The sequence below is a fragment of the Micromonospora sp. BQ32 genome, assembly GCF_059358895.1.
This window is the reverse complement of record NZ_JCADBI010000007.1, coordinates 97,856-120,988: the sequence shown is the minus strand read 5'-3', so window position 1 is coordinate 120,988 and position 23,133 is coordinate 97,856. Positions and strand designations below refer to the sequence as shown.

Annotated in this window: 21 protein-coding genes; 11 read left to right on the top strand and 10 right to left on the bottom strand. The window is 69.5% G+C overall.

The window, feature by feature from the left end; all coding sequences use genetic code 11:
• Positions 1 to 26 precede the first annotated feature (26 nt).
• The 8 genes from AC5L30_RS15950 (at position 27) to AC5L30_RS15915 (ending at position 7,544) form a co-directional block, all read left to right on the top strand.
• Positions 27 to 905, top strand: a complete 879-nt coding sequence (locus AC5L30_RS15950) for a glutamate ABC transporter substrate-binding protein (protein WP_494868092.1) — start codon at positions 27 to 29, stop codon at positions 903 to 905.
• A 41-nt stretch (positions 906 to 946) separates the two neighbouring features.
• Entirely contained in the window at positions 947 to 1,654 is a 708-nt protein-coding gene (locus AC5L30_RS15945) for an amino acid ABC transporter permease (RefSeq protein ID WP_494868090.1), read from the top strand.
• Positions 1,651 to 2,619: an amino acid ABC transporter permease gene (locus tag AC5L30_RS15940; protein ID WP_494868088.1), complete on the top strand. Its 969-nt coding sequence runs from the start codon at positions 1,651 to 1,653 to the stop codon at positions 2,617 to 2,619. The genes AC5L30_RS15945 and AC5L30_RS15940 overlap by 4 nt, the downstream gene beginning before the upstream one ends.
• A 466-nt stretch (positions 2,620 to 3,085) precedes the next feature.
• Positions 3,086 to 3,487, top strand: coding sequence for a hypothetical protein (locus tag AC5L30_RS15935; protein WP_494868086.1), 402 nt, complete (start codon positions 3,086 to 3,088; stop codon positions 3,485 to 3,487).
• A gap of 96 nt (positions 3,488 to 3,583) precedes the next feature.
• Complete coding sequence (locus tag AC5L30_RS15930; protein WP_494868085.1) at positions 3,584 to 4,489, top strand: hypothetical protein; 906 nt, start codon at positions 3,584 to 3,586, stop codon at positions 4,487 to 4,489.
• Positions 4,486 to 5,643 carry a hypothetical protein gene (locus AC5L30_RS15925; RefSeq protein WP_494868084.1) on the top strand — a complete coding sequence of 386 codons (1,158 nt, stop codon included), beginning with the start codon at positions 4,486 to 4,488 and terminating at the stop codon, positions 5,641 to 5,643. The genes AC5L30_RS15930 and AC5L30_RS15925 overlap by 4 nt, the downstream gene beginning before the upstream one ends.
• 51 nt (positions 5,644 to 5,694) lie before the next feature.
• Entirely contained in the window at positions 5,695 to 6,309 is a 615-nt protein-coding gene (locus tag AC5L30_RS15920) for an ABC transporter ATP-binding protein (protein ID WP_494868082.1), read from the top strand.
• Complete coding sequence (locus AC5L30_RS15915; RefSeq protein WP_494868080.1) at positions 6,306 to 7,544, top strand: ABC transporter permease; 1,239 nt, start codon at positions 6,306 to 6,308, stop codon at positions 7,542 to 7,544. Before AC5L30_RS15920 ends, AC5L30_RS15915 begins: the two co-directional genes overlap by 4 nt.
• Positions 7,545 to 7,648: 104 nt before the next feature.
• On the opposite strand, the gene AC5L30_RS15910 is transcribed toward AC5L30_RS15915, so the two are convergent.
• From AC5L30_RS15910 to AC5L30_RS15880, 7 genes are all read right to left on the bottom strand, one after another.
• Complete coding sequence (locus AC5L30_RS15910) at positions 7,649 to 8,023, bottom strand: hypothetical protein (protein ID WP_494868079.1); 375 nt, start codon at positions 8,021 to 8,023, stop codon at positions 7,649 to 7,651.
• Positions 8,024 to 8,137: 114 nt separating this feature from the next.
• The gene (locus tag AC5L30_RS15905; protein WP_494868078.1) at positions 8,138 to 10,630 is read right to left on the bottom strand and encodes a glycoside hydrolase domain-containing protein; all 2,493 of its coding nucleotides are present in this window, start codon (positions 10,628 to 10,630) and stop codon (positions 8,138 to 8,140) included.
• Between the two features lie 547 nt (positions 10,631 to 11,177).
• Positions 11,178 to 12,944, bottom strand: a complete 1,767-nt coding sequence (rny, locus tag AC5L30_RS15900) for a ribonuclease Y (protein WP_494868076.1) — start codon at positions 12,942 to 12,944, stop codon at positions 11,178 to 11,180.
• Between the two features lie 599 nt (positions 12,945 to 13,543).
• Complete coding sequence (locus AC5L30_RS15895; RefSeq protein ID WP_494868075.1) at positions 13,544 to 14,242, bottom strand: regulatory protein RecX; 699 nt, start codon at positions 14,240 to 14,242, stop codon at positions 13,544 to 13,546.
• A gap of 14 nt (positions 14,243 to 14,256) precedes the next feature.
• On the bottom strand, positions 14,257 to 15,303 hold the full coding sequence (gene recA, locus AC5L30_RS15890; protein WP_007456801.1) for a recombinase RecA: 1,047 nt from the start codon (positions 15,301 to 15,303) through the stop codon (positions 14,257 to 14,259).
• 184 nt (positions 15,304 to 15,487) lie between these two features.
• Entirely contained in the window at positions 15,488 to 15,688 is a 201-nt protein-coding gene (locus tag AC5L30_RS15885; protein ID WP_030336777.1) for a DUF3046 domain-containing protein, read from the bottom strand.
• A 5-nt stretch (positions 15,689 to 15,693) separates the two neighbouring features.
• Positions 15,694 to 17,085 carry an MFS transporter gene (locus tag AC5L30_RS15880; RefSeq protein ID WP_494868073.1) on the bottom strand — a complete coding sequence of 464 codons (1,392 nt, stop codon included), beginning with the start codon at positions 17,083 to 17,085 and terminating at the stop codon, positions 15,694 to 15,696.
• Positions 17,086 to 17,240: 155 nt separating this feature from the next.
• Between AC5L30_RS15880 and AC5L30_RS15875 the strand changes: the two genes are divergently transcribed.
• On the top strand, positions 17,241 to 17,594 hold the full coding sequence (locus AC5L30_RS15875; RefSeq protein ID WP_494868072.1) for a nuclear transport factor 2 family protein: 354 nt from the start codon (positions 17,241 to 17,243) through the stop codon (positions 17,592 to 17,594).
• Positions 17,595 to 17,713: 119 nt separating this feature from the next.
• Here the strand turns inward: AC5L30_RS15875 and AC5L30_RS15870 are convergent, their stop codons facing one another.
• Both AC5L30_RS15870 and AC5L30_RS15865 read right to left on the bottom strand, forming a co-directional pair.
• Positions 17,714 to 18,418: a UdgX family uracil-DNA binding protein gene (locus AC5L30_RS15870; protein WP_494868071.1), complete on the bottom strand. Its 705-nt coding sequence runs from the start codon at positions 18,416 to 18,418 to the stop codon at positions 17,714 to 17,716.
• Positions 18,419 to 18,792: 374 nt separating this feature from the next.
• Positions 18,793 to 20,133, bottom strand: coding sequence for an aminotransferase class I/II-fold pyridoxal phosphate-dependent enzyme (locus tag AC5L30_RS15865; protein WP_494868070.1), 1,341 nt, complete (start codon positions 20,131 to 20,133; stop codon positions 18,793 to 18,795).
• A gap of 36 nt (positions 20,134 to 20,169) precedes the next feature.
• Here AC5L30_RS15865 and AC5L30_RS15860 point away from each other — a divergent pair, with 36 nt between their 5' ends.
• The gene (locus tag AC5L30_RS15860; RefSeq protein WP_494868069.1) at positions 20,170 to 21,414 is read left to right on the top strand and encodes a bifunctional pyridoxamine 5'-phosphate oxidase family protein/GNAT family N-acetyltransferase; all 1,245 of its coding nucleotides are present in this window, start codon (positions 20,170 to 20,172) and stop codon (positions 21,412 to 21,414) included.
• Complete coding sequence (leuE, locus tag AC5L30_RS15855; RefSeq protein ID WP_494868068.1) at positions 21,414 to 22,085, top strand: leucine efflux protein LeuE; 672 nt, start codon at positions 21,414 to 21,416, stop codon at positions 22,083 to 22,085. Before AC5L30_RS15860 ends, leuE begins: the two co-directional genes overlap by 1 nt.
• Positions 22,086 to 22,096: 11 nt before the next feature.
• Here leuE and AC5L30_RS15850 read toward each other — a convergent pair whose 3' ends face one another.
• Entirely contained in the window at positions 22,097 to 23,026 is a 930-nt protein-coding gene (locus AC5L30_RS15850; RefSeq protein WP_494868066.1) for a sporulation protein, read from the bottom strand.
• Positions 23,027 to 23,133: the final 107 nt, after the last annotated feature.

The window sequence follows — 23,133 nt, the reverse complement described above, 5'->3', positions numbered from 1 at the left end:
GGGCTCCGTTGAAGAAGGAGAAGAGTATGCGTATCAAGCGCGTTGCGGCAGTCGCCGCGGTCGCCGCTCTGGCGCTCGGCCTCACCGCCTGTGGTGGCGACGACGGCGGGGAGGGCACCGGCGCTGGCAGCAAGTCCTTCACCGCCGGCAGCACCATGGAGAAGCTGAACAAGGCCCAGAAGATCAAGGTCGGCACCAAGTTCGACCAGCCCGGCTTCGGGCTGAAGGGCCTCTCCGGCAAGCCGGAGGGCTTCGACGTCGAGATCGCCAAGATCATCGTCAAGGAACTCGGCATCCCCGAGGACAAGATCGAGTGGGTCGAGGCCCCCTCGAAGGTCCGCGAGGACGTGATCGTCAACGGCACGGTCGACCTGGTCGCCGCGACCTACACGATCAACGACAAGCGCAAGGAGCGGATCGCCTTCGCAGGCCCGTACTACGAGGCCGGCCAGAACATCATGGTCAAGAAGGACGACACCACCATCACCGGTCCGGACTCGTTCAAGGACGGCACCAAGAAGGTCTGCTCGGTCACCGGCTCGACGCCGTTCGAGGAGATCAAGAAGTACGTCAAGGACGTCGCCACCCAACTGGTGCCCTTCGACACGTACGACAAGTGCCGGGACGCCCTCAAGAGCGGCCAGGTCGACGCCGTCACCACGGACAACGTGATCCTGCTCGGCTACATCGCCAAGGACGAGGCGTCGTTCAAGCTGGCCGGCAGCAACTTCACCAAGGAGCCGTACGGCATCGGGGTGAAGAAGGAGGACGCGGACTTCCGCAGCTTCATCAACGACACGCTGGACAAGGCGGTCTCTGACGGCAGCTGGAAGAAGGCCTGGGACGACACCGCCGGCAAGTTCGGCGCGGAACTGGGCTCGGCGCCCACCATCAACCGCTACTGATCTGATCCTTCGATCTGGAGGGTGGGAAGGAAAACCGAGCCGTGAGCGTGCTCATCGACAAGTTCGACGTCTTTGCGGGTGGTTTCTGGCTCACCCTCCAGGTCTGCATCCTCGCCGCGATCGGCGCCCTCGTCCTGGGCGCCATCGTGGCGGTGCTGCGCATCTCACCGGTGCCGCCGCTGCGCGCGCTCGGCACCAGTTACGTGAACGTCTTCCGCAACATGCCGCTGACCGTGGTGATGTTCTTCGCCGCGTTCGGCCTGCCGGCGCTCGGCTCCAACGCGGACTTCCTCCGCATCCCGGTGATCGACTCGCTGTTCACCCGACTCGGCACCGACCTGCCGTACTTCCGGTTCGCGCTGATCGCCCTGGTGCTCTACACCGCGGCGTTCGTCTGCGAGGCGCTGCGGTCCGGGGTGAACGCGGTGCCCGCCGGCCAGGCCGAGGCGGCGCGGTCACTGGGCCTGACCTTCGGGCAGAACCTGCGCTACGTGGTGCTGCCGCAGTCCTGGAAGGCCTCGATCGTCCCGCTCGGTTCGGTGATCATCGCGATGATCAAGAATTCCGCGCTGGCCGGCTTCTTCGGGGTTGCCGGTGACCTGTCGGCCACGGCCGATCAGCTCACCGGGGCCGAGGGCTACGCCTTCGTCCCGGTCGCCATCGGCATCTCGATCGGCTACCTGATCATGACCGTGCCGCTCGGCGCCCTGCTGGACCGGATCGAAAAGCGACAGGCGGTGGCCCGATGAGTCAGCAGACCAGCGTCCTCTACGACGTCCCTGGCCCCCGGCAGCGGCGGATCACCCTGATCAGCAGCCTCGTCGCCGGCGTGGTCCTGCTCGTCGGGGCATACTTCCTGATCTACCGGCCCCTGGACAAGAATGGCCAGCTCTCGATGGAGCTGTGGGGCCCGCTGATCGACCCCTCCAACGACAACTTCTCCCAGGTGTGGGACCGGATCGGCCTCGGTTTCAAGAACACCCTGCTCGCGGCGGCTCTGGCCATCGTCTCCTCGCTGGTGATCGGCACGCTGCTGGCCGTCCTGCGGATCCAGCTCAAGAGCCTGATCCGACGGCGCTTCACCGGCCTGGCGACGCCGGTGGCGTACCTGCTGCGCGGGCTGAGCAAGCTGCTGTCGGCGGTCACCCGGGTCTGCGTCGAGGTGTTCCGCGGCCTGCCCGTCGTGCTCACCATCTTCTTCGTGGCCCGGGGCTTTCCCGAGTTCGGCTTCTACTTCGACAACTTCTGGTATCTGGTCATCGGCCTCACCATCTACAACTCGGTGGTGATCGGCGAGATCCTCCGCTCCGGCATGGAGGGGCTGCCGGGCGGTCAGGCGGAGGCCGCCTCCGCCATCGGGCTCTCCCCGGCACAGACCACCCGGATGATCCTGCTGCCACAGGCCTTCCGGGTCATGCTGCCGGCACTGATCAGCCAGCTGGTCGTGGTGCTCAAGGACACCTCGCTGGGGTTCATCATCAGCTACGAGGAGACCCTGAACATCGGCAAGCAGATCATCGGTGTGCTGGGCAACCCGATCCAGGTCTATGTCGTGATCGCCGTGCTCTTCATCGTGGTGAACTACTCGCTGTCGAAGCTCGCCCAGTACGTCCAGCAGCGGCTCGCCCGGGGCCGCAAGACCGCCGGCACCCCGGCACAGAACCCGCCACCGGCGGCCCTGGTGTCCCAGGCCGAGGGCGGCGCCGGCAGCTGACGGCAGGTCGCGCCTGGCGCCTGATCGACTCAACTCCCGTGATATCGGGGCATCCCTTCGTCGGGGATGCCCCGATATTGCTCATTCTGTGCCTGAAACCGGCGGGAGCCGGGCGACAAGGGTCAGCTCCAAGCGGCTCTGCGATGACTGGCACCGCCCTTGCAATGCGGTAAGACATCGGCCATGATATTTACGTCCTAGAGCGGGCCTCGCATCCCACTCTGGACCACACGGGGATCCTCGCTTTAACGGCAGCAACTCTTTCTGCCGTTTCCAGGCTGCTTGGCGCTCCGCTGTGGCATTTCCGAGCCATCGGACGATGCGCGCCGCCGCCCATTCTCAATTGTCGTGGCGTTCGCGCGCATTCTCGAGGGCTTGGCCAAACGGGGGCTCTAACGACTGTTGGCGGGTTCAGCCGTTCCTACCATTATGTCGTAGAGGCTCCTCCCTGCCAGCGAGGAGAAGCATGCGCGTACGACACGTAATCGCCGCGGCCATGGCCGGCGCTGCCGCTATGGCGGTCGGTGCCACGCCCGCCCAGGCTGCCGACCGGGGCGACTCGAAGGCCGCCTGCAACAGGGGCGAGATCTGCTTCCAGTGGATCTACGACAACTTCTCGACCAGCTCGTACCAGCGTCACTTCTGGTACAACGACTCCAACCACGGCGACGACTACTGGTCGAACATCCCGGACCTGTACCCGGCCTTCATCATGGCCAATGACGCCGAGGGCCTCTGGAACCGGGACACCAGTTGCGCGGTCACGCTCTACGACTTCGCCAACTACGGCACGGCGTACACCACGTTCCCGCGGGACTTCCGGGCCGCCATCAGCCCGCGCAACAACTCCCACAAGCGCTGCGCCTGAGTATCAGTGGCGGGCACACCCTCGAGATTGTGCCCGCCACGCACCAGGAAGTGGTCATCGTGAGGAGAAGGAATGAATAGTCGTAGGCGCGTGAGAGTGGCGTGGCTGGCCGCCCTGACCACCCTGCTGTTGCCCGTCGCCGCCTGCACCGAATCGGCGGCGGATCCACCTGCGGACCTGGCGGCGGCGAAGTCTGACCAACCATTCTCCCTGTTCCTCGGCGAGGAGCTCGGCCAGATCGACTACGCCCAGTTGAAGGTTCGCAATAAGTGCCTGGCGAAGGCCGGCTACCCACAGAACCTCAATATCATGCTCGGGCAGCCTCGAAACCCCTTCCGGCACCTTGTTGTCACCGCACGCACCTTCGGTCCCACCTCCGCGGAGGAGGCGAAGCGCATAGGTTTCGGCCGGGACTCGCTGTCCGCCCCGCCCACCGTTCTCAGCTTCGACCCGAGTTATGACAAGGCGTATGAGGAGTGCACCGACAGCGCCTGGCAGGAGCTGTCGGACGACGCCAAGAAGGTGTATTACGGCTACTTCGATCTCGGCAACAAACTGAGCCAGCCGCTGGCCGGAACGGTCAATGAACGGATGGGCGCGACGGCCTGGCGTGCCCTGCTGTCATGTTTGGCCGGCAAGGGCCACCGGCCGCAGAACGAGCAGGAGTTCCTCCGTACGCCGACCCCGGCGCTCTTCGGCGTGCCGGTCGGTGTGGATGCCGCCCAGGGCCTCGACCAGTGGAAGCCCAAGCAGGTGCCGGGGACGGTCGAAGTAGGGCCAGCGGTGCCCGCGACCCAGTACCAGGCCGGCCCGGCTGAGAGCACACTCGCGCTCGCCTGGTTCGAGTGCCGCCGCGACACCGGCATCGACAAACAGCAGCTCGACGTGGCGGTGCAGGTCCAACGGGAACTCGTCACCAAGTACGAGTCCTCGTTCCTGGAGCTCAATCCGCAGGTCACTCGGATCGCGAAGCAGGCCGCCCAACTGATTGGTGCACCGTGACACCCGGCAAGACCCTCGTCGATCGACGGCGGCGCTCCGTTTTGCTCGTCGCGCTCTTCCTGACCGCCGTCCTGCTGGTGACGGTCGGCGCGGTCCTGATCGGCCCCACCCTCCGGTCACCGGACCAACTGGCCGCCGATGCGGCACCGCCTGCGCCGTCGCCGGTGACCGCGTTGGTGGAGCGCCGCAAACTCGTCGAGCCGGTGGTGCTCCGGGGGCGTCTGCAACCGGGCCCGAGCGTGCGGGTCTTCGCTCCGGCCGCATCTCTCGGCCCGAGCAGCGTGGTGACCAAGGTGCTGGCACGCAAGGGCGACCGGGCCGTGGAGGGCCGGGTGTTGGTCGAACGGTCCGGGCAGCCGATGTTCGCCCTGGCTCTGCCGTTTCCCCTCTATCGCGACCTGACGGCCGGTGCGCGGGGTCCGGACGTGACCGAGGTACAGCGGGCGATGCGACGGATCGGCTACTCCGTGCCGACCTCCGGTGTGCTCGACAGCACGACCCGACGACAGTTGACCAGGTTCTATCGCGATCGTGGCTACCAGGTCGGCGGGGCGGCCACGGGAAGGGCGGCCCTACTGCCGCAGTCCGACGTCCTGCTGATCGACCGCGCCGGTCGCCGCCTCAGCACCGTGCACGCCCGTGTCGGGCAGTCACTGGTCGACCCGAAAGCACCGTTACTGGAGCTCGACGGTCAGGCCCCCACCATCGTGGCGACCGCAGCCGTGGAACAGGCTGCCCTGCTACGGCCCGGCCAACAGACCGACGTCACCGACGACCTCGCCGACGCCCGGACGAAGGCGGCCGTCGAAACGGTCGGTACGGAGGCTGTCACCGGGCCGGACGGCCAGACCGGCATCGAGGTGCGCTTTCGGTTCACCGAGGCGGCGCTGACCGTGGACGCGAACCGTTCGGTACGGCTGGACGTGCGGACCTCAGCCGCGGCGGAGGTGCTCGCGGTGCCGGTAACAGCCATTTACTCCCGCCCGGACGGCTCCACCTTCGTCACGGTGGTGACCGATGCCAACGACACGACGGATATCACCGTGATCACCGGACAGACCGCCGGCGGGTGGGTCGAACTGCGGGAACCCGCTCCCCCATCGGTGGCCGCCGGCGTCAGCGTCATGGTCGGCGAGCAGACCGAGGGCGGCTGATCCGTGCTGAGCCTGCGGGACGTATCACGCACATATCAGGATGGCCAGCCCGTGCACGCGTTACGCGCCACCAACCTTCAGGTGGAGACCGGCGACTACGTGTCGATAACGGGCCCGTCCGGGTCGGGCAAGTCAACCCTGCTGAACCTCCTTGGCCTGCTCGACGTACCCACCACCGGTTCGTATCGGGTGGGTGCCGTGGAGACAGCCGACTGCGGGCCCAGCACCCGCGGCGCGATCCGGGGCCAACTCTTCGGTTTCGTCTTCCAAGCATTTCACCTGCTACCGGGACGCACCGCTCTGGAAAACGTCGAGCTCGGGATGCTCTACGGGCCGCAGGGGCGCCGACAGCGTCGGCTGATGGCGACCGAGGCGTTGGAGCGCATGGGCCTGATCCACCGCATGAAAGCCGACCCCCGACAGCTCTCCGGCGGCGAGAAGCAACGGGTGGCCATCGCCCGCGCGGTGGCGGCACGGCCGCGGGTTCTCTTCTGTGACGAGCCGACGGGCAACCTGGACACCGCCAACACCGCTGTCGTGCTCACCGTGTTGCGTCAGCTCAACCAGGAAGGGTTGACCCTGATCGTGGTCACCCACGACGCGGAGGTCGCCACCGAGGCCCGTCGCCGCCTGCGTGTGACCGACGGCCTCGTGGAGGAGACGTGAGGAAGAGTCTCCGTCGCGTGCACCAGGACATCGAAGAACTGGGGATCCAACGGTCCCGGATGCACGTCCGTGACCTGCTCTGGGAGGCCGCCCTCTCCGTACTCGGTCATCCGGGCCGCTCACTCGTCACCGTGATCGGCACAATTCTCGGTGCGGCGGCCTTCGTGGCGAGCCTCGGTCTCGGTTCCACCCTCAACCAACAGGTTTCTGCCGCCTTTGACGCACGTCGAGCTACCGAGGTGCTCGTACAGCCGGAGGACCCGGAGCTGATCAGAGCCTGGTTCGGTGATGCGGCCCTCGGCCGACTCACCCGGCTGAACGGTGTGGTGGCGGCCGGACGCCGCGTCAGTCTCGGCGAGCAACCGATGCGCCGGACGATCGACTCCTTGGCCGCCCCGACCGGCGTACCCCTGATCGGAGCGGATCCGGCGGCACTGCGGGTGATGGCGCCTCAACTGACCGTCGGGCGCAGCTTTGACGACTTCCACGAGCGCGACGCCACGCCGGTGATCATGCTCTCCGATGCGGTGGCACGTCAGCTCGGGATCCACCGCGCCGGTGTCGCGATCTTCGTGGCGGATCAGCCCTACACGGTGATCGGCATCTTCCACGACGTCGTCCGGCGGCCCGAGGCGATGGCAGCCGCCATCGTGCCCTTCTCCGTGGCCAGCCGCCTCGACGAGGCGACCGGCGGTCAACCGGCGACCAGAGACGTGCTGGTGGAGACCGCTCCTGGTGCTGCTCAACTCATCGGACGTCAAGCGCCCCTCGCACTGCGACCCGAGGCCCCGGCCGAGCTACGGGCCGTGGCACCGCCAGATCCCCGTACCCTCCGCCGGGAGATCGAGGGCAGCACCACCAGGTCAACCCTCCTGATCAGCGGCGTCGCCCTACTGATGGGCACCGTCTCGATCGGTAACGCCGCAACGGCCGGCATCGCCGCGCGCACCGGTGAAATCGGCCTCCGCCGAGCGGTTGGCGCCCGGCGACGCCACATCTTCGGCCAACTGGTCTTGGAGACCGCTGTGCTGGGCGGGTTGGGCGGAGCGATCGGCGCTCTGCTCGGCGTGCTGGCCACCTCCGTCGTGTCGATCGTCAACGGATGGGCGCCGGTCATCGAGATCCGGTCCGCCCTGGTCGCCTGCGCGATCAGCACGGTCGCCGGTCTGCTGGCCGGGCTCGTTCCGGCAGCCCGAGCGGCCCGTGTACCTCCCGTGCAGGCACTGCAGCGATGACCCACCGCGTCCAACCGCCGAGCTGACCTGTCCACGTAAGACGCGCTGACTACCGGAGCCGGGCACACCGGCTCTTCTGGTCCCTGAGCCCTCGCCTGCCTGCCTCAGAGGCTGCGGTCGGTGCCGAACCAGAACCAGAGGAACGGCAGGGCCAGTGCTACGAGGGTCGCCGCCAGTAGAGGCAGGAACGCCACGAGGCGCACGGCCCGGAACCGGCGCCACTGCCGACGATTGAAGAGCACCGCGGCGACCAACAGCACCACGCCCGTGACGGCGATCTCGACGACGGCGAAGCGGGCGCCGTCACGGCCGTACGGCGCGACGACGTCTTGGCCGTTGACCGCGCGAAGGTAGTAGGTGAGGGTATCGAGGGCGGCGATCGGCACGATCGCACACAGGCCGATGACCAGGTTGCCGGCCAGCCAGACCAGCACGATCCGAAGGAGGCGCGTGCGGTTCGCGGTCGCCGGCACGGTCATTGACTGCCTCGCATTTCGACAAGGTCATCCATGAGGGCCGGTTCCTGGTCAGGAGGCGGACAGCCATCTGACCAGGAACCGGTCGAGCCTACATCGGTCGATGGGACTGCTCGGTCAGCGTTGCCGCACGGTGGCGTTGAACCGCTCAAAGACCCGGTAGACGCCGATGAGCTCTTTGCCGTAGGTGATCGAAAGGTCACCGTCGCCCTGGTAGGACGCGAGCATACTCTGCATCTCCGCATCGGTGTAGGTCAGCCGTTGCCCGGTGATACCAGCGCGCCGGGCGCCACCTTCGAAGAGCATGAGTGGGACCGTACTGATGTTGTAGTTGTCGTCCTCGTTGAGTCGTTGCCACTCGGCCCACATCTCGTGCCAGTTGCCGGGGTCCATCGGGGCACCTCGATGCAGGCCGTTGTTGCGCGCCCAGTTCTTTGCGCGCATCGACGCCCAGGCAAAAATCTGGCTGACCCCGGTGCTGCAGTCGGGGTTTTCCGGCATGGGGGTCGGGGGTTGGCCGATCATGCCACTACGGCGCCACGCCTCTTCCTGCGTCAGGTAGCTGTACCAGAGCCGAACCGCTGTATCGGACACGATCGTGTCCTCATAGGTCATCTTCCAGTATTCCCAGAAGGGGTTGGACTGGAACAGCGCCTTACGCACGTTGAACGAATTGGACAGGTTGGTGATGAGTTCGTCGTAGGCGAGCACCTTGTCGACAGCCTCGTCGATGTCATGTATGAGCAGGGTGGTCGCCGTGTCCAACGAGTTGCAGTACGTTTCCATGGCGGCGACCAGATCGTTGCGCAGCGCCATGTCGAACCGCACGTCGGGCTTCGGCCCGACGTCCCGAACCTTGCCCTGACCATAGTCCCGGCCCGAGAAGATGTTGTTGTCGATCTCGATGCGCCCGTCACCGGAGCCGATGGTGACGGTGGAGATCTGGTCGAACGCCCAGTCCCTTGGCAGCGGGAAACCGAGGTTTCCGCTGAATCCGGTCGACAGGTCGGCGACGAAGCTCGACTCGGTCAGGCCCGCGTCGGCCAGACGGCTACACACGTTCCGGGCACCATAGACTCCGATGCGGTACGGGTTGTGTAGCTGGTCCATGGTCCGCTGGATGGCGCGGAAGTGCGGGATGATGTTGCTGGTGATGTCGCTGTTGAGCGCATCGAAGTCGACGGCGTGGTAAATGATGGTGTCCCGGTCGAAGCCGTAACCCGCCGCCGCCTGCACACTGAGACTGGCATCCCGGGCGCCCTGCTGCTCACTGAAGTAGGAAACCTCGCCGCCCCAGGTCTGGTAGATGGGGAAGATTCGCAGTTTCCCCGCGAAGATGTCGGCAATCTCGCCCGGCTTGATCTTCTTGTCCAGGCTGGTGTTCGGCACGTTGGTCAGATAGCGGCCGACCACCCGGTAACCGGCGTTGTACAGCGTCTGCGCCCGAGCCGGCGTGATCGTCGTGACGCAGTCCACGGCACCGCCCACCCGGCTGGTATCTCCGGTGCTGACCAGCAGCGAACACCACGTCTGGTAGTCACCCTTGCCGGTGACCGGGAGCGCGGAGAAGTTCTGGAACTGGCTCACCAGACTGCTGGTCTGACTGCCGAAGGCTCCGTCGAAGGACACCGTGTACCGGTTGAAGATCATACCGGCCTGGAACAGTCGGATGAACGAGCTTGAGCCGCTGTCCGACTGGTTGACCGAGATGCTGCCGCGCGCCCTGAGGCCGGCCTGCGTGTTCGGCCCGAAGACACCGTTCGGTGAAGCGATGTTCAGCTCGATCTGCAGCGCGTAGATGAGCGCCTTCGCGACGTCTCGGGAGGGATGTCCGTCCGTCGGGATGATGTAGAACCAGGACTCGTTGACGTACTTCCGGTTCATCCACTGCTGGACGTTGCGCACCTCGGTGGAGCCGTTCTCCACGACGACGTAGGCGTCCATCGTCAGCAACGCCTTGAACACCTTGGGGCTCACGAGGTTGCTGACCTCGGTGAACCCCATGTTGGTGCGCAGTTGGGCGATCGAGTTGGTGGTGACGGCGCCCCACACGCCGCTGATGTCCTCGCCGTAGTAACCCTTGCAGTACAGCCCACTCTGGATGATTTTGATGATGTTGGCGGGTGCGGTGGAACTCACCAACCCGTACTTGCTGGCCAGGGTGGAGAGGGTGGTCGGGCCGAAGGTGTCCGACGTCGCGGTGATGCCGAGCTCGAGCTGCAGCGCACGCGTCAGCGCGTACATCGTCGGCCAACCCGTCCGGCCGTCCTCCGGCGCCCGCACGTAACCGGCCCGATTGCCGTAGGTCGCGTTCACCCACTGCTGGGCTCGTAGCACCCACTCGTCGACGGAGGCGGCGAGCAGGCCCGGGGCGCGCACATTGAACTGCAGTACGCGCATGTCACCCTGCTGCTGGGCCAGGGCGGGAGCGACCTTCGGCTGGACCGCCGCGGAGTCCGTCAAGGGCTTGACCGGCGGGACCGCGCGGGGGCCACCCGAGGGTTCCGCAGGCGCGCCCGCCGCCGGGCTTCCCACCACAGCGACCGCGCCGGCACTCGCACCGGCGGCACCGATGAGCTTGAGTAGATTTCGTCTGGGAATGTGCACCATCAGCTTGCCCCCGAGTATCTAGATGATACGCCCGGACCCAATTGTGGAGACCGAGAACCTGCCTGAAAGAAGAGCTGTACGCGCCAACGAAGAATCGAATTCGATAATTCGGTGGCGCGCTTCTTCCTAATGGTTAAATCGGGCTTCCGGTAGACCTCGCGCGGCATTGATCCCGTTGTGTGCGCTGCCGAACGGCCTCATGGCACAGGGATGCTGATCAACGGGCGTCGTTTATTCGGTTGAGCGAAAAACCACACGTGGTCGACTTCGAAGTCAGTCCGCGAAGTTGACGGCCAACCATCCCCATGAAGAGATCTTTACTTATGTTTGCTGCCGACGCAAGCCTGAAAAAACCAGACAGCGCGTACCAATGCAACCGGTTTGCGGCATTGACGTCAGTCTCCGGAAGAGCCTTGATCCCAGCGGCCTGCTGGCCGGGTGATTGCCCGCCGCGCAGAAACGCTCCGGTCGCTACCCCCACCGAAGGTAGGGCAGCGCCGGAGCGTCAGTCCGACCCCGCCGCCCAGGGCGGGGCAGGTGCGTCGGGTCAGCGGGCGATCTCGGTGACCCGGGACTCGCGGACCACGGTGACCCGGATCTGACCCGGGTAGGTCAGCTCCTCCTCGATCTGCTTGGCCACGTCGCGGGCCAGCACGGCCGCCCCGATGTCGTCCACGTCGTCCGGCTTGACCATTACCCGGATCTCCCGGCCGGCCTGCATGGCGAAGACCTTGTCCACGCCGAGCTTGCCGGCCGCGATCTCCTCGATCCGTTCCAGCCGCTTGACGTACGCCTCCAGGCTCTCCCGACGTGCGCCCGGCCGGCCACCGGAGCAGGCGTCCGATGCCTGGGTGAGCACGGCCTCGATGGTCTGCGGGGGCACCTCGTTGTGGTGTGCCTCGATGGCGTGCACCACGTCCTCGTGCTCGCCGTACTTGCGGGCCAGGTCCGCGCCGATGATGGCGTGACTGCCCTCCACCTCGTGGGTGAGCGCCTTGCCGATGTCGTGCAGGAACGCCGACCGCTTGATGATGGGCACGTCCAACCGCAGCTCGGCGGCCATGATGCCGGCGATGTGGGCGGTCTCGACCAGGTGCTTGAGCACGTTCTGCCCGTACGAGGTGCGGTAGCGCAGCCGGCCGAGCAGGGTCACCAGCTCCGGGTGGATCTCGGTGATGCCGACCTCGACCAGGGCGTCCTCGGCGGCGCGCAGGCAGAGCTGCTCCACCTCCTGCCGGGCCAGGTCGTAGACCTCCTCGATCCGGTGCGGGTGGATGCGCCCGTCCAGGACCAGCTTCTCCAGGGTCACCCGGCCCACCTCCCGACGGACCGGGTCGAAGCAGGAGAGCAGCACCGCCTCGGGGGTGTCGTCGATGATCAGGTTGACGCCGGTCACCGACTCGAAGGCGCGGATGTTGCGCCCCTCCCGGCCGATGATCCGCCCCTTCATCTCGTCACCGGGCAGGTGCAGGACGCTGACCACGCTCTCCGCGGTCTGCTCGCTGGCGACCCGCTGGATCGCGTCCACCACGATGTGTCGGGCGCGCTGCTCGGCCGTGTTGCGCGCGTCCGACTCGATGTCCCGTACGAGCAGCGCCGCTTCCCGCTTGGCCTGCGTCTCGATGGCCTCGACCAGCTCCAGTCGCGCGGAGTCGGCGGTGAGCCCGGCGACCCGCTCCAGCTCCCGGCGGCGCAACTCCTCCGACTCGGTCAGCTCCGCCTCCCGCTGGGCGAGCGCTGCCTCCCGGGCGGCGAGGGCAGCTTTCGCGGCGGTGAGCTGCCGCTCCCGCTCGGCGAACCGCTCCACCTCCTCGGTGTGCATCCGCTCCCGCTCATCCATCCGAGCTGCCCGACGTTCCACCTCGGCGGCCTGCTCCCGGGTGGTGGCGGCGAGCACCGCGACCTCCCGCTCGCCGCTGCGCCGGGCTGCCGTCCGCAACTGCTCGGCGTCCGCCTCGGCCTGCTTGTGGGCGCGCTCCAACACGGTGTCCGCCTCGGCCCGGGCGTCGTCGAGGACCCGCCGCGCCTCGGCGCGGGCCGCCTTCGCCTCGGCCTTCGCCGCCGCCGCCTCGGTACGGGCTGCGGCGGCTGCGGACTTCGCCACGTCGATCGTGCTGTTCGCCTCGTCGGCCGCGGTCCGCAGGGCGGCCAGCGACTGCTCCTGGCGGTCCTTCTCGGCGATGAAGGCGGGGTCCTCCGGAGCCGGCGCGGCGCCCATCCGGCGCAGTGTCCGGATGCCGACCAGCACGGCCCCGATCACCACCACCGCGAGGACGAGGACGGCCGCGAGGAGCACGACGTCGAAGGCGTTCATGCCGGGACCCCGTCGGGTCTACCGATGAACCTGTGCCGCCGCCCCGCCATGGCCGCCTCCCCTAACGTCGAGACCGCAGCGACCGTGCCGGGGGCACACTCCTGCGGCTGTGGACGCCCGACCGGAGCGGCTGGCCGTGGGTAGCTTTCTCCGCCGGCGGTGCCCATGGGCAGCGTCGGCGACCGGGTGCAGTTGTCGCAGCGTTCCGGACCGGCCTGTCCGGAACTGCCGCCAAAGGCCGCGGAGTCGGCCAAAGTGATGCTGTTCTGTTACGCGATCTATGTTGTGCGCTTAGCCTGCGCTGGTCGGGCAATGTGAGCCTGTATGGCGAGGCTAGGTCGCCGGGGGTGCTCTGGTCAAGGACTCATGATCAAACCCCCCGAACGGAGAGAAGTTGAACCGTCACCCCGCGCTGATGTCACGCCGGACACGAGGGGACAAACTCCGCGAGGCGTACAGGCTGCCAAACACGTCACGCCTGCTCAAGCCGGGCCTAACCGACCGTCGGGTGCCATAGGGCCGGGGCGCGCCGGCCGGTGGGCGGGTGTGACCCATCCGTCCAACTGGCGGACAGCTCCCTCGGCAGGAACGGCACGCGGTCAGTCAGACGAACGGTTGTCGCGCTCCAACTCGCCCTCGGCGTCGGCGAGCGCGTCGGCGTCGATCTGCTCGGCGAACTCGGCCGCCTCGGCGCTCTGCGCGGCGAGCGCGTCCTTCACCGCCCGGATGGCCACGCCAGGCGGGTAGCCCTTGCGGGCCAGCATGCCCACCAGCCGACGGAAGACCGCGTCCGGCTCACCTCGGGCGGTGCGCAGCTTGCGCTCCACAAGGCCACGGGCGGTGTCCGCCTCGGTCTCCTCGTCCAGCTCACCCAGCGCCTCGGTGGCCACCTCACCGTCCACGCCCTTGCGGCGCAGCTCGTTGGCGAGCGCCCGGCGAGCCAGGCCGCGACCGGCGTGCCGGCTGGACACCCAGGCCCGGGCGAACGCGGCGTCATCGATGATGCCGACCTCGTCGTACCGGTCGAGCACCTCGGCCGAGACCTGCTCGGAGATGCCCCGCTTGGCCAACGCCCCGGCCAGCTCGGCCCGGGTGCGGGGCCGGACGGCAAGCTGGCGCAGGCAGATCTCGCGGGCCACCTCCGACTCATCACGAGGAGGGGCCGGAGACTCGACGGTGTCGGCCTCCCCGGACCCACCCCGGCGGCCTCGCCGTGGGCGGGGTGGATCGGTGGCGTCGCCCGTACGAGGCGGACTGGCATCCCAGCCCCGCCCCGTACGAGCGCGTCGTCCTGCCATGGGTCAGCGACCGGTCAGAAGTCGACCGGCGGCAGCTCCGGGCCACCGGCGGCGTCACCCGCGCCGACCCCGACGCCGAGCTTCTCCAGGATCTTCTTCTCGATCTCGGCGGCCACGTCCGGGTTTTCCTTCAGGAACTCCCGGGCCTTCTCCTTGCCCTGGCCGAGCTGGTCGCCGTCGTACGTGTACCACGCTCCGGACTTGCGGATGATCGCCTGCTCCACGCCGACGTCGATCAGCGAGCCCTCGCGCGAGATGCCCTTGCCGTACATGATGTCGAACTCGGCCTGCTTGAACGGCGCGGCGACCTTGTTCTTCACGACCTTGACCCGGGTGCGGTTACCGACCACGTCGGTGCCGTCCTTGAGGCTCTCGATGCGTCGCACGTCGAGCCGGACCGAGGCGTAGAACTTCAGCGCCCGACCACCGGTGGTGGTCTCCGGGCTGCCGAACATGACGCCGATCTTTTCCCGCAGCTGGTTGATGAAGATTGCCGTGGTGCCGGTGTTGCTGAGCACACCGGTGATCTTCCGGAGCGCCTGGCTCATCAGCCGGGCCTGGAGACCCACGTGGCTGTCGCCCATCTCGCCCTCGATCTCGGCGCGCGGCACCAGGGCCGCCACCGAGTCGATCACGATGATGTCCAGAGCGCCGGAGCGGATCAGCATGTCCGCGATCTCCAGCGCCTGCTCGCCGGTGTCCGGCTGGGAGACCAGCATCGCGTCGGTGTCGACGCCGAGGGCCTTCGCGTACTCCGGGTCGAGCGCGTGCTCGGCGTCGATGAAGGCGGCGATGCCGCCGTTGCGCTGGGCATTGGCCACCGCGTGCAGTGCCACCGTGGTCTTACCGCTGGACTCGGGACCGTAGATCTCGACCACCCGGCCACGGGGCAGGCCGCCAATGCCGAGGGCCACGTCGAGCGCGATGGAGCCGGTCGGAATGATTGCGGTCTGGACGACCGGCCGGTCACCCAGCCGCATCACCGAGCCCTTGCCGAATTGCTTGTCAATCTGAGCGAGAGCAAGGTCGAGTGCCTTCTCCCGGTCAGGCCCTGCTGCCATGGTTGCCACCCCTGCCTTCGCCGGCGTCTTTGCTGAGCTTCGCGTCACGCGGACACGCTAGGCGCTAGGTCCGACAGAAAACCAGCCGACGGGCCGCGAGCTGTGGACGAGCACCCAGCTGTGGACAATAGCCGAACAGGTGTACGACTCGACAAGCGACACGCGGAACCGGCGAAAAGGCTGCTCAGCGTAGTCGAGCGGGCACCCGGTCGGGGTACGCGGCACAGACCGCCCGCCACACCACGTGCGTCTGCTCCCCCGCTGCCAGGGCCTGCTCGATGGTCCGTCCGCCAAGCTGGGACAGCACCTGATCGCGGGCGATGCTGGCCGCATAGCCGGGCCCGAACGCCTCGTCCAACCGCGTCCAGAAGTCGGTCAGCCGCACAGTGATCAGCCCTCCTCGTCCGGTGCCCCGGTCGGCACCGGGCGCAACGCTAGCGCCACCAGGGGCGCCGCCGCGACCGCCGCGAGCAGGGTGAGCACGGGATATCCGGCGAACTGCATGACAAACCCGCTGACCACGGCGGCCCCGGCCCCGGCCAACCCCATGATCAGGTCGGACAGCCCCTGGACGCTCGGCCGCACCTCGGCCGACACCGACTCGGACAGCAGGGTCGAGCCGGCCACCATCGTCCCCGACCAGCCCAACCCGAGCAGGACCAGACCGACCGAGAGTCGAGGTGTGTGATGCCCGGCGGTGCCGGCGACCGCGCAGGCGGCCAGCAGCAGCCCGACCCCACCGAGGATCACCGCCCGTCGACCGAGCCGGTCGGTGAGCCAGCCGACCACCGGGGAGAACGCGTACATGCCGGCGATGTGCAGGCTCAGCACGATGCCGACCAGCCGCAACACGTCGGCGTCGGCGTGTGACTCACCGAGCCGGACCGGAGTCATCGCCATCACCGCCACCATCACCAGGTGACCCACCGCCACGGCGGCGATGCCGAGTCGGGCGGCGGGCTGTCCGCGTACCACCGACCAGGCCGCGCGCATCCCGGCGCCGCGCGGCGCGCGCACCTCGACCGGCGCGGCGGCCGGCGACGCACCGCCACCTGCCGCCGGCGCCTCGGCCGCCACCGCGGTCGCCGTCGCGTCGGCAGCCGACGGAGGGTCGACGGCCGGTGCATCGGCCGCCGCCAGCCGCCGCGCGGTGAGCAGCGGGTCGGGCCGGAGCAGCCCGAGGAGTACGACCGCAGCCAGCACGAACGCGGCCGCGCTGAACGCGAACGGGCCGGCCAGCGGAGGCAACCCCCAGCCGGTGGTGACCCGGTCGGCCAGCGCCGCGAAGTTCGGCGCCGCCACCGCACCGATGGTGGTGGCCCAGACGATCAGGGAGAGCTGCCGCCCCCGGCGGGCCGGCTCGGCGAGATCCACCGCCGTGTAGCGGGCCTGCAGGTTCGCGGCGGTGCCCCCACCGAAGAGCAGCATGCCGAGGAAGAGCAGCGGCACCCAGCCGGTGGCCGCCGCCAGCACCACCAGCAGGCCACCGACGGCGCCGACCGCGTACGCCAGCACCAGACCCGGCCGGCGACCGTGCCGCGCCATGATCCGGGTGACCGGGACGGCGAGCAGCGCGGCACCGACCACCCCGGCGCTCTGCGCGACACCGGCCACCGCGGTCCCGGCGATCCGGGCCGCGAGCAGCGCGCCCACGGCGATGCCGATGGTCACCCCGATCCCGCCGATGATCTGGGTGGTGAAGAGCAGCCGGAGGGTACGCCGCTGGATCGACGCGACGTCGGGTCGGGCAGCGGTACGCGGCGCGGTCAGGTCGGTCGCCATCGGCGCTCCTGTCGGAAGGGGTGACTCATCCTCGCGCACCCGCACCGACCAGCGGCAGTGGGTTTTGCCCGACAGCCGAACCCGGTCCGGCCGAGCACGCCCCGTCGCGCCGGAACGGGGTCGCTCCCGGCGCGGCCCACGCCTATGGTGCCCGGGTGAGCGATGCCGGGGTGTTGGTGGTCGAGCGGTTCAACGCGGCGTGGCACCGCGGCGACCTGGCTGCGGTGTCGGCCTGCCTCGCCGAGGGCGTGACCTACAGTCCGAGCGCCTGGGACGGGCCGGCGGTGACCCTGCGGGGTCGGGACGCGGTGTGCCGCGCCTTCGCCGACCAGCTCGGCCCCGGGCCGACCCTCGGAGCGGTTCGCTCGGCCGGCGATCGGGTCCTGTGCGAGTGGGGCTGGCCGCCGGCGGAGGACGGGACCGTGCTGCGCGGAGTGGATCTCTATCTGGTCCAGGATGGCCTGATCGCCGCCAAGGACGTGTTCAGCAAGATCACGGCGGGCGACTGAGCTGCCTCAGGGTCCTGTCGGGCCTCGCGCTGTCCCCCGATACCCACCCACGCGATCCGCGACGCACTGTCAATCTTGGACAGGTGACGGCGGCGCGACGGGTGGCTGGCGGTCGCCGGCTAGGCGGGCAGGGCGCGGGTGACGACGGTGAGGTCGGCGACCAGCCCTTCGTACGCCTTGTCCTGGTCGTCGGCTCGCAGCACGGCGGACGGGTGGATGGTGGCCAGCAGCCGAGCCTGCGGCGCGTCGGCCCGCTTTCCGGCGTTGTCCACCGGCACCTGCTCGAAGTCCGCGGGGTGTTGGGCCGACTCCGGCCAGGGCAGCAGCTCGCCCCGCTGCCGGGTGACCCGGAAGGACGGGCCGAGCAGCGCCTTGGCGGCGGTCGCGCCGAGCACCACCACGACCTCGGGACGCAGCCGGGCGAACTCGGCGACCAACCAGGGGCGGCAGGCGGTGATGTGCGCCTGGTCCGGGGTCTGGTGGATCCGCCGCTTGCCGCGCTGCTCAAAACGAAAGTGCTTTACGGCATTGGTGAGGTAGAGGTGACCCGGGTCCAGCCCGGCGTCGTCGACCGCGCGGCGCAGCAGGCGACCGGCCGGACCAACGAAGGGCAGTCCCTTCTGGTCCTCCATGTCGCCGGGCTGCTCGCCGACCAGCACCACGCGGGCGCTCTCGTCGCCCCGGCCGAAGACCGTCTGCGAGGCGTCCCGGTACAGCTCGCAGCCCCGACAGCCGCCGGCGGCGGTGCGCAGGTCGTCGATGGTGTCGGCGTCGGGCGGGATGAACCGCTGGGCGCCCGGAGCACTCCCGGTCTGCTCGGCCATGCCGACTGTTATATACCCGTTCGATGCTCGCCGCCGGATACGCCCCGGCGCACCTGCCGCAACACGTCAGTACCCGTTGCCGCCCCCATCGCCACCGGACGCGATCGCGATCAGCACGATGACGATGATGATGATCGCCACCGCCACCGCGATCCAGATCCCCTTACGAGCCCCACCAGAAGCCATGTCCCCCACCTCCGGGCGCCCGCATACCCGTCCCCGCCGTCTCGAATCCCCGCGATCTCGTACTTTCTGCCCCGACCAACGCGCACAGGGCCGACATTTCGCCAACACAAGCCGCAAGATCGCGGGGGCCGGGGGCGGGAGCGCGAGGACGCGAGGGCGCGAGGGCGCGAGGGCGGGGCGGGAGCGGGTCAGGTGGGAAAGCCCTGGGAGGGGGGTGGGTTTTCGGCGTGGGCCAGGGCCGCCGCCAGGGGGGCCAGGTCGGTGGGGTCCAGGGAGCTGACGGTGATGCGCAGGGCGGGCGGGGCGGCGATCCGGTAGAGAGCGCCGGGGGCCACCGCCCAGCCGGCGTCGCGGAGCGCGGTCACCGTGCTGGTCTCGTCCGCGACCGGCAGCCAGACGTTGATGCCGCTGCGACCGTGTGCGGTCAGGCCGTGCTCGGCCAGCGCCGCGAGCAGCCCTTCGCGGCGCTGCTCGTAGCTCTGCGCCGCCCGCTGCACCAACTCGGTGACCGCCGGATCCCGCCACAGGGCGAGCACCAGGCGTTGCAGCACGGTGGAGACCCAGCCGGCGCCGACCCGGGTACGGCCGCTCACCCGGGCCACCGTCGTCTCGTCGCCGACCAGCACCGCCATCCGCAGGTCCGGGCCGAAGGGCTTGCTCACCGAGCGGAGGAAGGCCCAACTCGCGGTCGCACCGGCGAGCGGGTGCAGGGGGACGCGGGCCAGTTCGGCCGCGTGGTCGTCCTCGATCAACAGCAGGTCCCGACGGCCGGCGAGCAGCATCCGCAGCGCCTCGGCGCGGGCCGCGGAGACGGCGGCGCCGGTCGGGTTCTGCGCCCGGCTGGTGATGATCAGCGCCCGCGCTCCGGCGGCGAGCACCGCGGCCACCCCGGCGACCAGCGGCCCGTCGTCGTCCAGCGGTACGCCGATCGGGCGCAGGCCCAGCGCGGCGACCAGGTCGAGCAGGTTGGCCCAGCCCGGGTCCTCGACCGCCACCGCGTCGCCGGGACGCAGGTGGGCGCCGAGCAGCCGCTCGATGCCGTCCAGCGCGCCGCCGGTGAGCGTCAACTCCCCGGCCGGTACGCCGTCGGCGCGCAGCCGGGCGCGGGCCGCCTCGGCCAGTTGGGGCAGCACCCCGGCGTCGGAGTAGCCGACCGACGGGCCGTCGTCGGCGGCGAGCGCCGACAGGTGCGGGCCCAGCGGGGGCAGCAGCCGGGGGTCGGGTTCGCCCCGGGACAGGTCACGGGCGCCGGGCAGCGGCGGGGGGCGCAACGCGGAGCGGCGGGCGGCCACCGGCGGGCGGGGGCGTACCCGGGTGCCGTGCCGACCGGCGGTGGCGAGCAGGCCGCGCTGGCGTAGCTCCTGGTAGGCGCGGGCGACGGTGGCGGGGCTGACCCCCAACTCCGCGGCGAGTGCCCGCACCGGCGGCAGGGCGGCCCCCGGCGACAGGGCGCCGGTACGGATGCCCGACTCGATGCTGGCCGAAATCTCGACGGCTGTCGTACCGGTGAGCTGATAGTGTGCTGACACAAATAGGAGATTGTACTAGAACAAAGGGGCGCGCGCATGTATCCACCCACCGCCCGAACCACACCCCACCGTTCCCGCGACAAGATGAGCTACGACCAGGCCGCCGCCCACGCCGTGCTCGACGAGGCGTACGACTGCGCACTCAGCTTCACCGTCGACGGCCAGCCACGAGTGCTGCCCACCCTGCACGTCCGCATCGGCGAGACGCTCTACCTGCACGGCTCCACCGGCAGCCGCCCACTGCTCGCCGCCCGGGGCGACGACGGGCTACCGGTCTGCGTCGCGGTGACAGTGCTCGACGGGCTGGTCTACGCCCGTTCCCAGTTCCACCACAGCGCCAACTACCGCTCGGTCGTCGCGCACGGCACCGCCCGACTGGTCACCGACGAGCGGGAGAAGCTCGCCATGCTCACCGCGCTGGTCGAGAAGGTCGGCGCGGGACGCAGCACGGCCACCCGCCCGCCCAGCCGTCGCGAGCTGGCCGAGACCGCCGTGCTGGCGCTGCCACTGCGCGAGGTGTCCGTCCGGGTCCGCACCGGCGGGGTCCGCGAGGACGAGGCCGACCTGCACCTGCCGCACTGGGCCGGCGTGCTGCCGCTGCGCCTCACCGCCGGGCCACCCGAGCCGGACGCCGGGGTCACCGCGCCGCTGCCGGCGTACCTGCGGACGCCCCGCACGCCCTGGCACGACCCGGTGCCGCTGCACGGCGAGCACGTTCGGCTGGAGCCGCTGGAGCTGGCGCACACCGACGAGTTGCACGCCGCCACCGCGGACCCGGAGGTGTGGCGGCACCTCAGCGTCGCGCCGCCCACCTCTCCGGCCGAAACCGCCGAGGTGATCGGCGCCGCCCTGGCCGCCCAGCATCGGGGTGAGCGGGTGGCCTGGGTGCAGCGGTGCGCGGCGACCGGCGCGGTGGTGGGCAGCACCTCCTACTACGACATCGACCCGGAGCGGCGGGCCGTGGCGATCGGGCACACCTTCCTCGGCCGGCCCTGGTGGCGTACCGGGATCAACACCGAGGCGAAGGTGCTGCTGCTCAGCCGGGCCTTCGACGATCTGGGCGCGGTACGGGTCGCCTGGCACACCGACATCCGCAACGTTCGCTCGCAGGCGGCCATCGAACGACTCGGCGCGACCCGGGAAGGGGTGCTGCGGATGCACCGGCAACGCCCGGACGGCTCCTGGCGGGACACCGTGCAGTACGCGATGACCGTCGACGAGTGGCCGAACGCACAGGCCAGGCTGCGAGAAAGACTTCTGCGGACGGCACCGGTGGCGTGATGATGGCGGGCGTGCTGGGGATCACCGACATCTGGACGTACGTGCTGGGCACCGTGGCCATCATCCTGCTGCCCGGGCCGAACTCACTCTTCGTGCTCTCCACCGCGGCCAAGCGGGGCGTCGCGGTCGGCTACCGGGCCGCCGGTGGCGTGTTCGTCGGCGACGGGGTGCTGATGTTCCTCTCCGCCGCCGGGGTGGCGTCGCTGCTCAAGGCGTACCCACCGTTGTTCATGGTGATCAAGTACGCCGGTGCCGCGTACCTCGGTTATGTCGGGGTGACCATGCTGCTCGGCGTCGCGCGGCGCTGGCGCGACCGCAACGACCCGAGCACACCGCGGCTCATCGACGCCGCGGAGCCGGCGGCGATGCGCAGCCCCTTCCGCAAGGCGCTGGTGATCAGTCTGCTGAACCCGAAGGCGATCCTGTTCTTCATCTCGTTCTTCATCCAGTTCGTCGACCCCGGTTACGCCTGGCCCGCGTTGTCGTTCCTGCTGCTCGGGCTGATCGCGCAGGTGACCAGCGCGCTCTACCTGACCGCGTTGATCTTCGCGGGCACCTTCCTGGCCGCCCAGTTCCGCCAACGCCGCCGTCTGGCGGCCGGCGGCACCACCGCAGTGGCCGCCCTCTTCCTGGCCTTCAGCCTCAAGCTGGCCACCGCCAGCGCCGGCTGACCCACCCCCGGTCAGGTGCCGTCGCCGCCGGAGCCGCCGCCTCCCACGCCGGCGCCGCCGGCGGTGCCGCCGAGGCCGTAGCCGGGTCGGATCGGCTCGTCGGGATGGCGGCTGACGTGGGCCGACCCCGCGATCTGCGCGGACCAGTCGGCGTGCGCGGCCGCGGCGGCGTGCCGGTTGATCGCCTGACGGATCCAGCCGTCCACGGTGGCGACCCAGTCCCGCCGGTCGGCGTCCTCGTGCCAGATCCGGAACCGGCTGATGCTCTGGTGGGTGATTCCGGCCAGCGCCAGCCGGCGATCCATCCAGAGGATCGCCTCCAGGCCCGCCGAGTTGGTCACGAAGATCACCTCCAGCTCGGTGATCGGGCCGGCGTAGAGCGGCCCCACCCAGTAGCCCCAGCGCTGATGCAACGGCAGGGTGTGCTCCACCCCCGGCAATCCGCCCTCCTGCAAGCCGGACTGGCGGATCATGAAGCCCAGGGTGTCCAGCGCCGCCAGCACGTGCTGCTGGGTGGGGATCGGGTGCACGAAGACCGGCACCATGGCCCCCTGATCAAGGTCGGGGTCGAGGGACACCTCGGTCCGCAGGCCCATCCGCAGGCTCAGCAGCGGCACCCCGCCGAAGGTGGTCACCGGGGTCTCCCACGGCAGCGGGAACGCGAAATCGACCGCCCGTCGCCGACCGGCCGGCACCACGAACCGGCCGGCGATCGGCAGGTGGTGGAACTGCACGAGACGTCGGGCCGCGGCCGGGTCATCCGGCTCGACCGTGGTGACCAGGCCGAGCCGGATGTGGCGCACCAGCACGTCCTCCGGGCCGGCCGCGAGGGTCACCCGCCCGGGCAGGCGCAGGCCCGGACGGGTACTCGGGTTGGGGAGCGTGGTCTGCACGGAGAGCCCGGTCCCACCGGACTCCGGGGACACTCCGGTCAACCGCACCGCGCCCTCCGCTCCAGGCTGGGTGGCCTCGCGGCGACGAGGCCACCTCAACTGTCGCGGACCTGGCGAGCGGTCACCCCGACTTCCGCGGATCCGGCGCGAGGTCA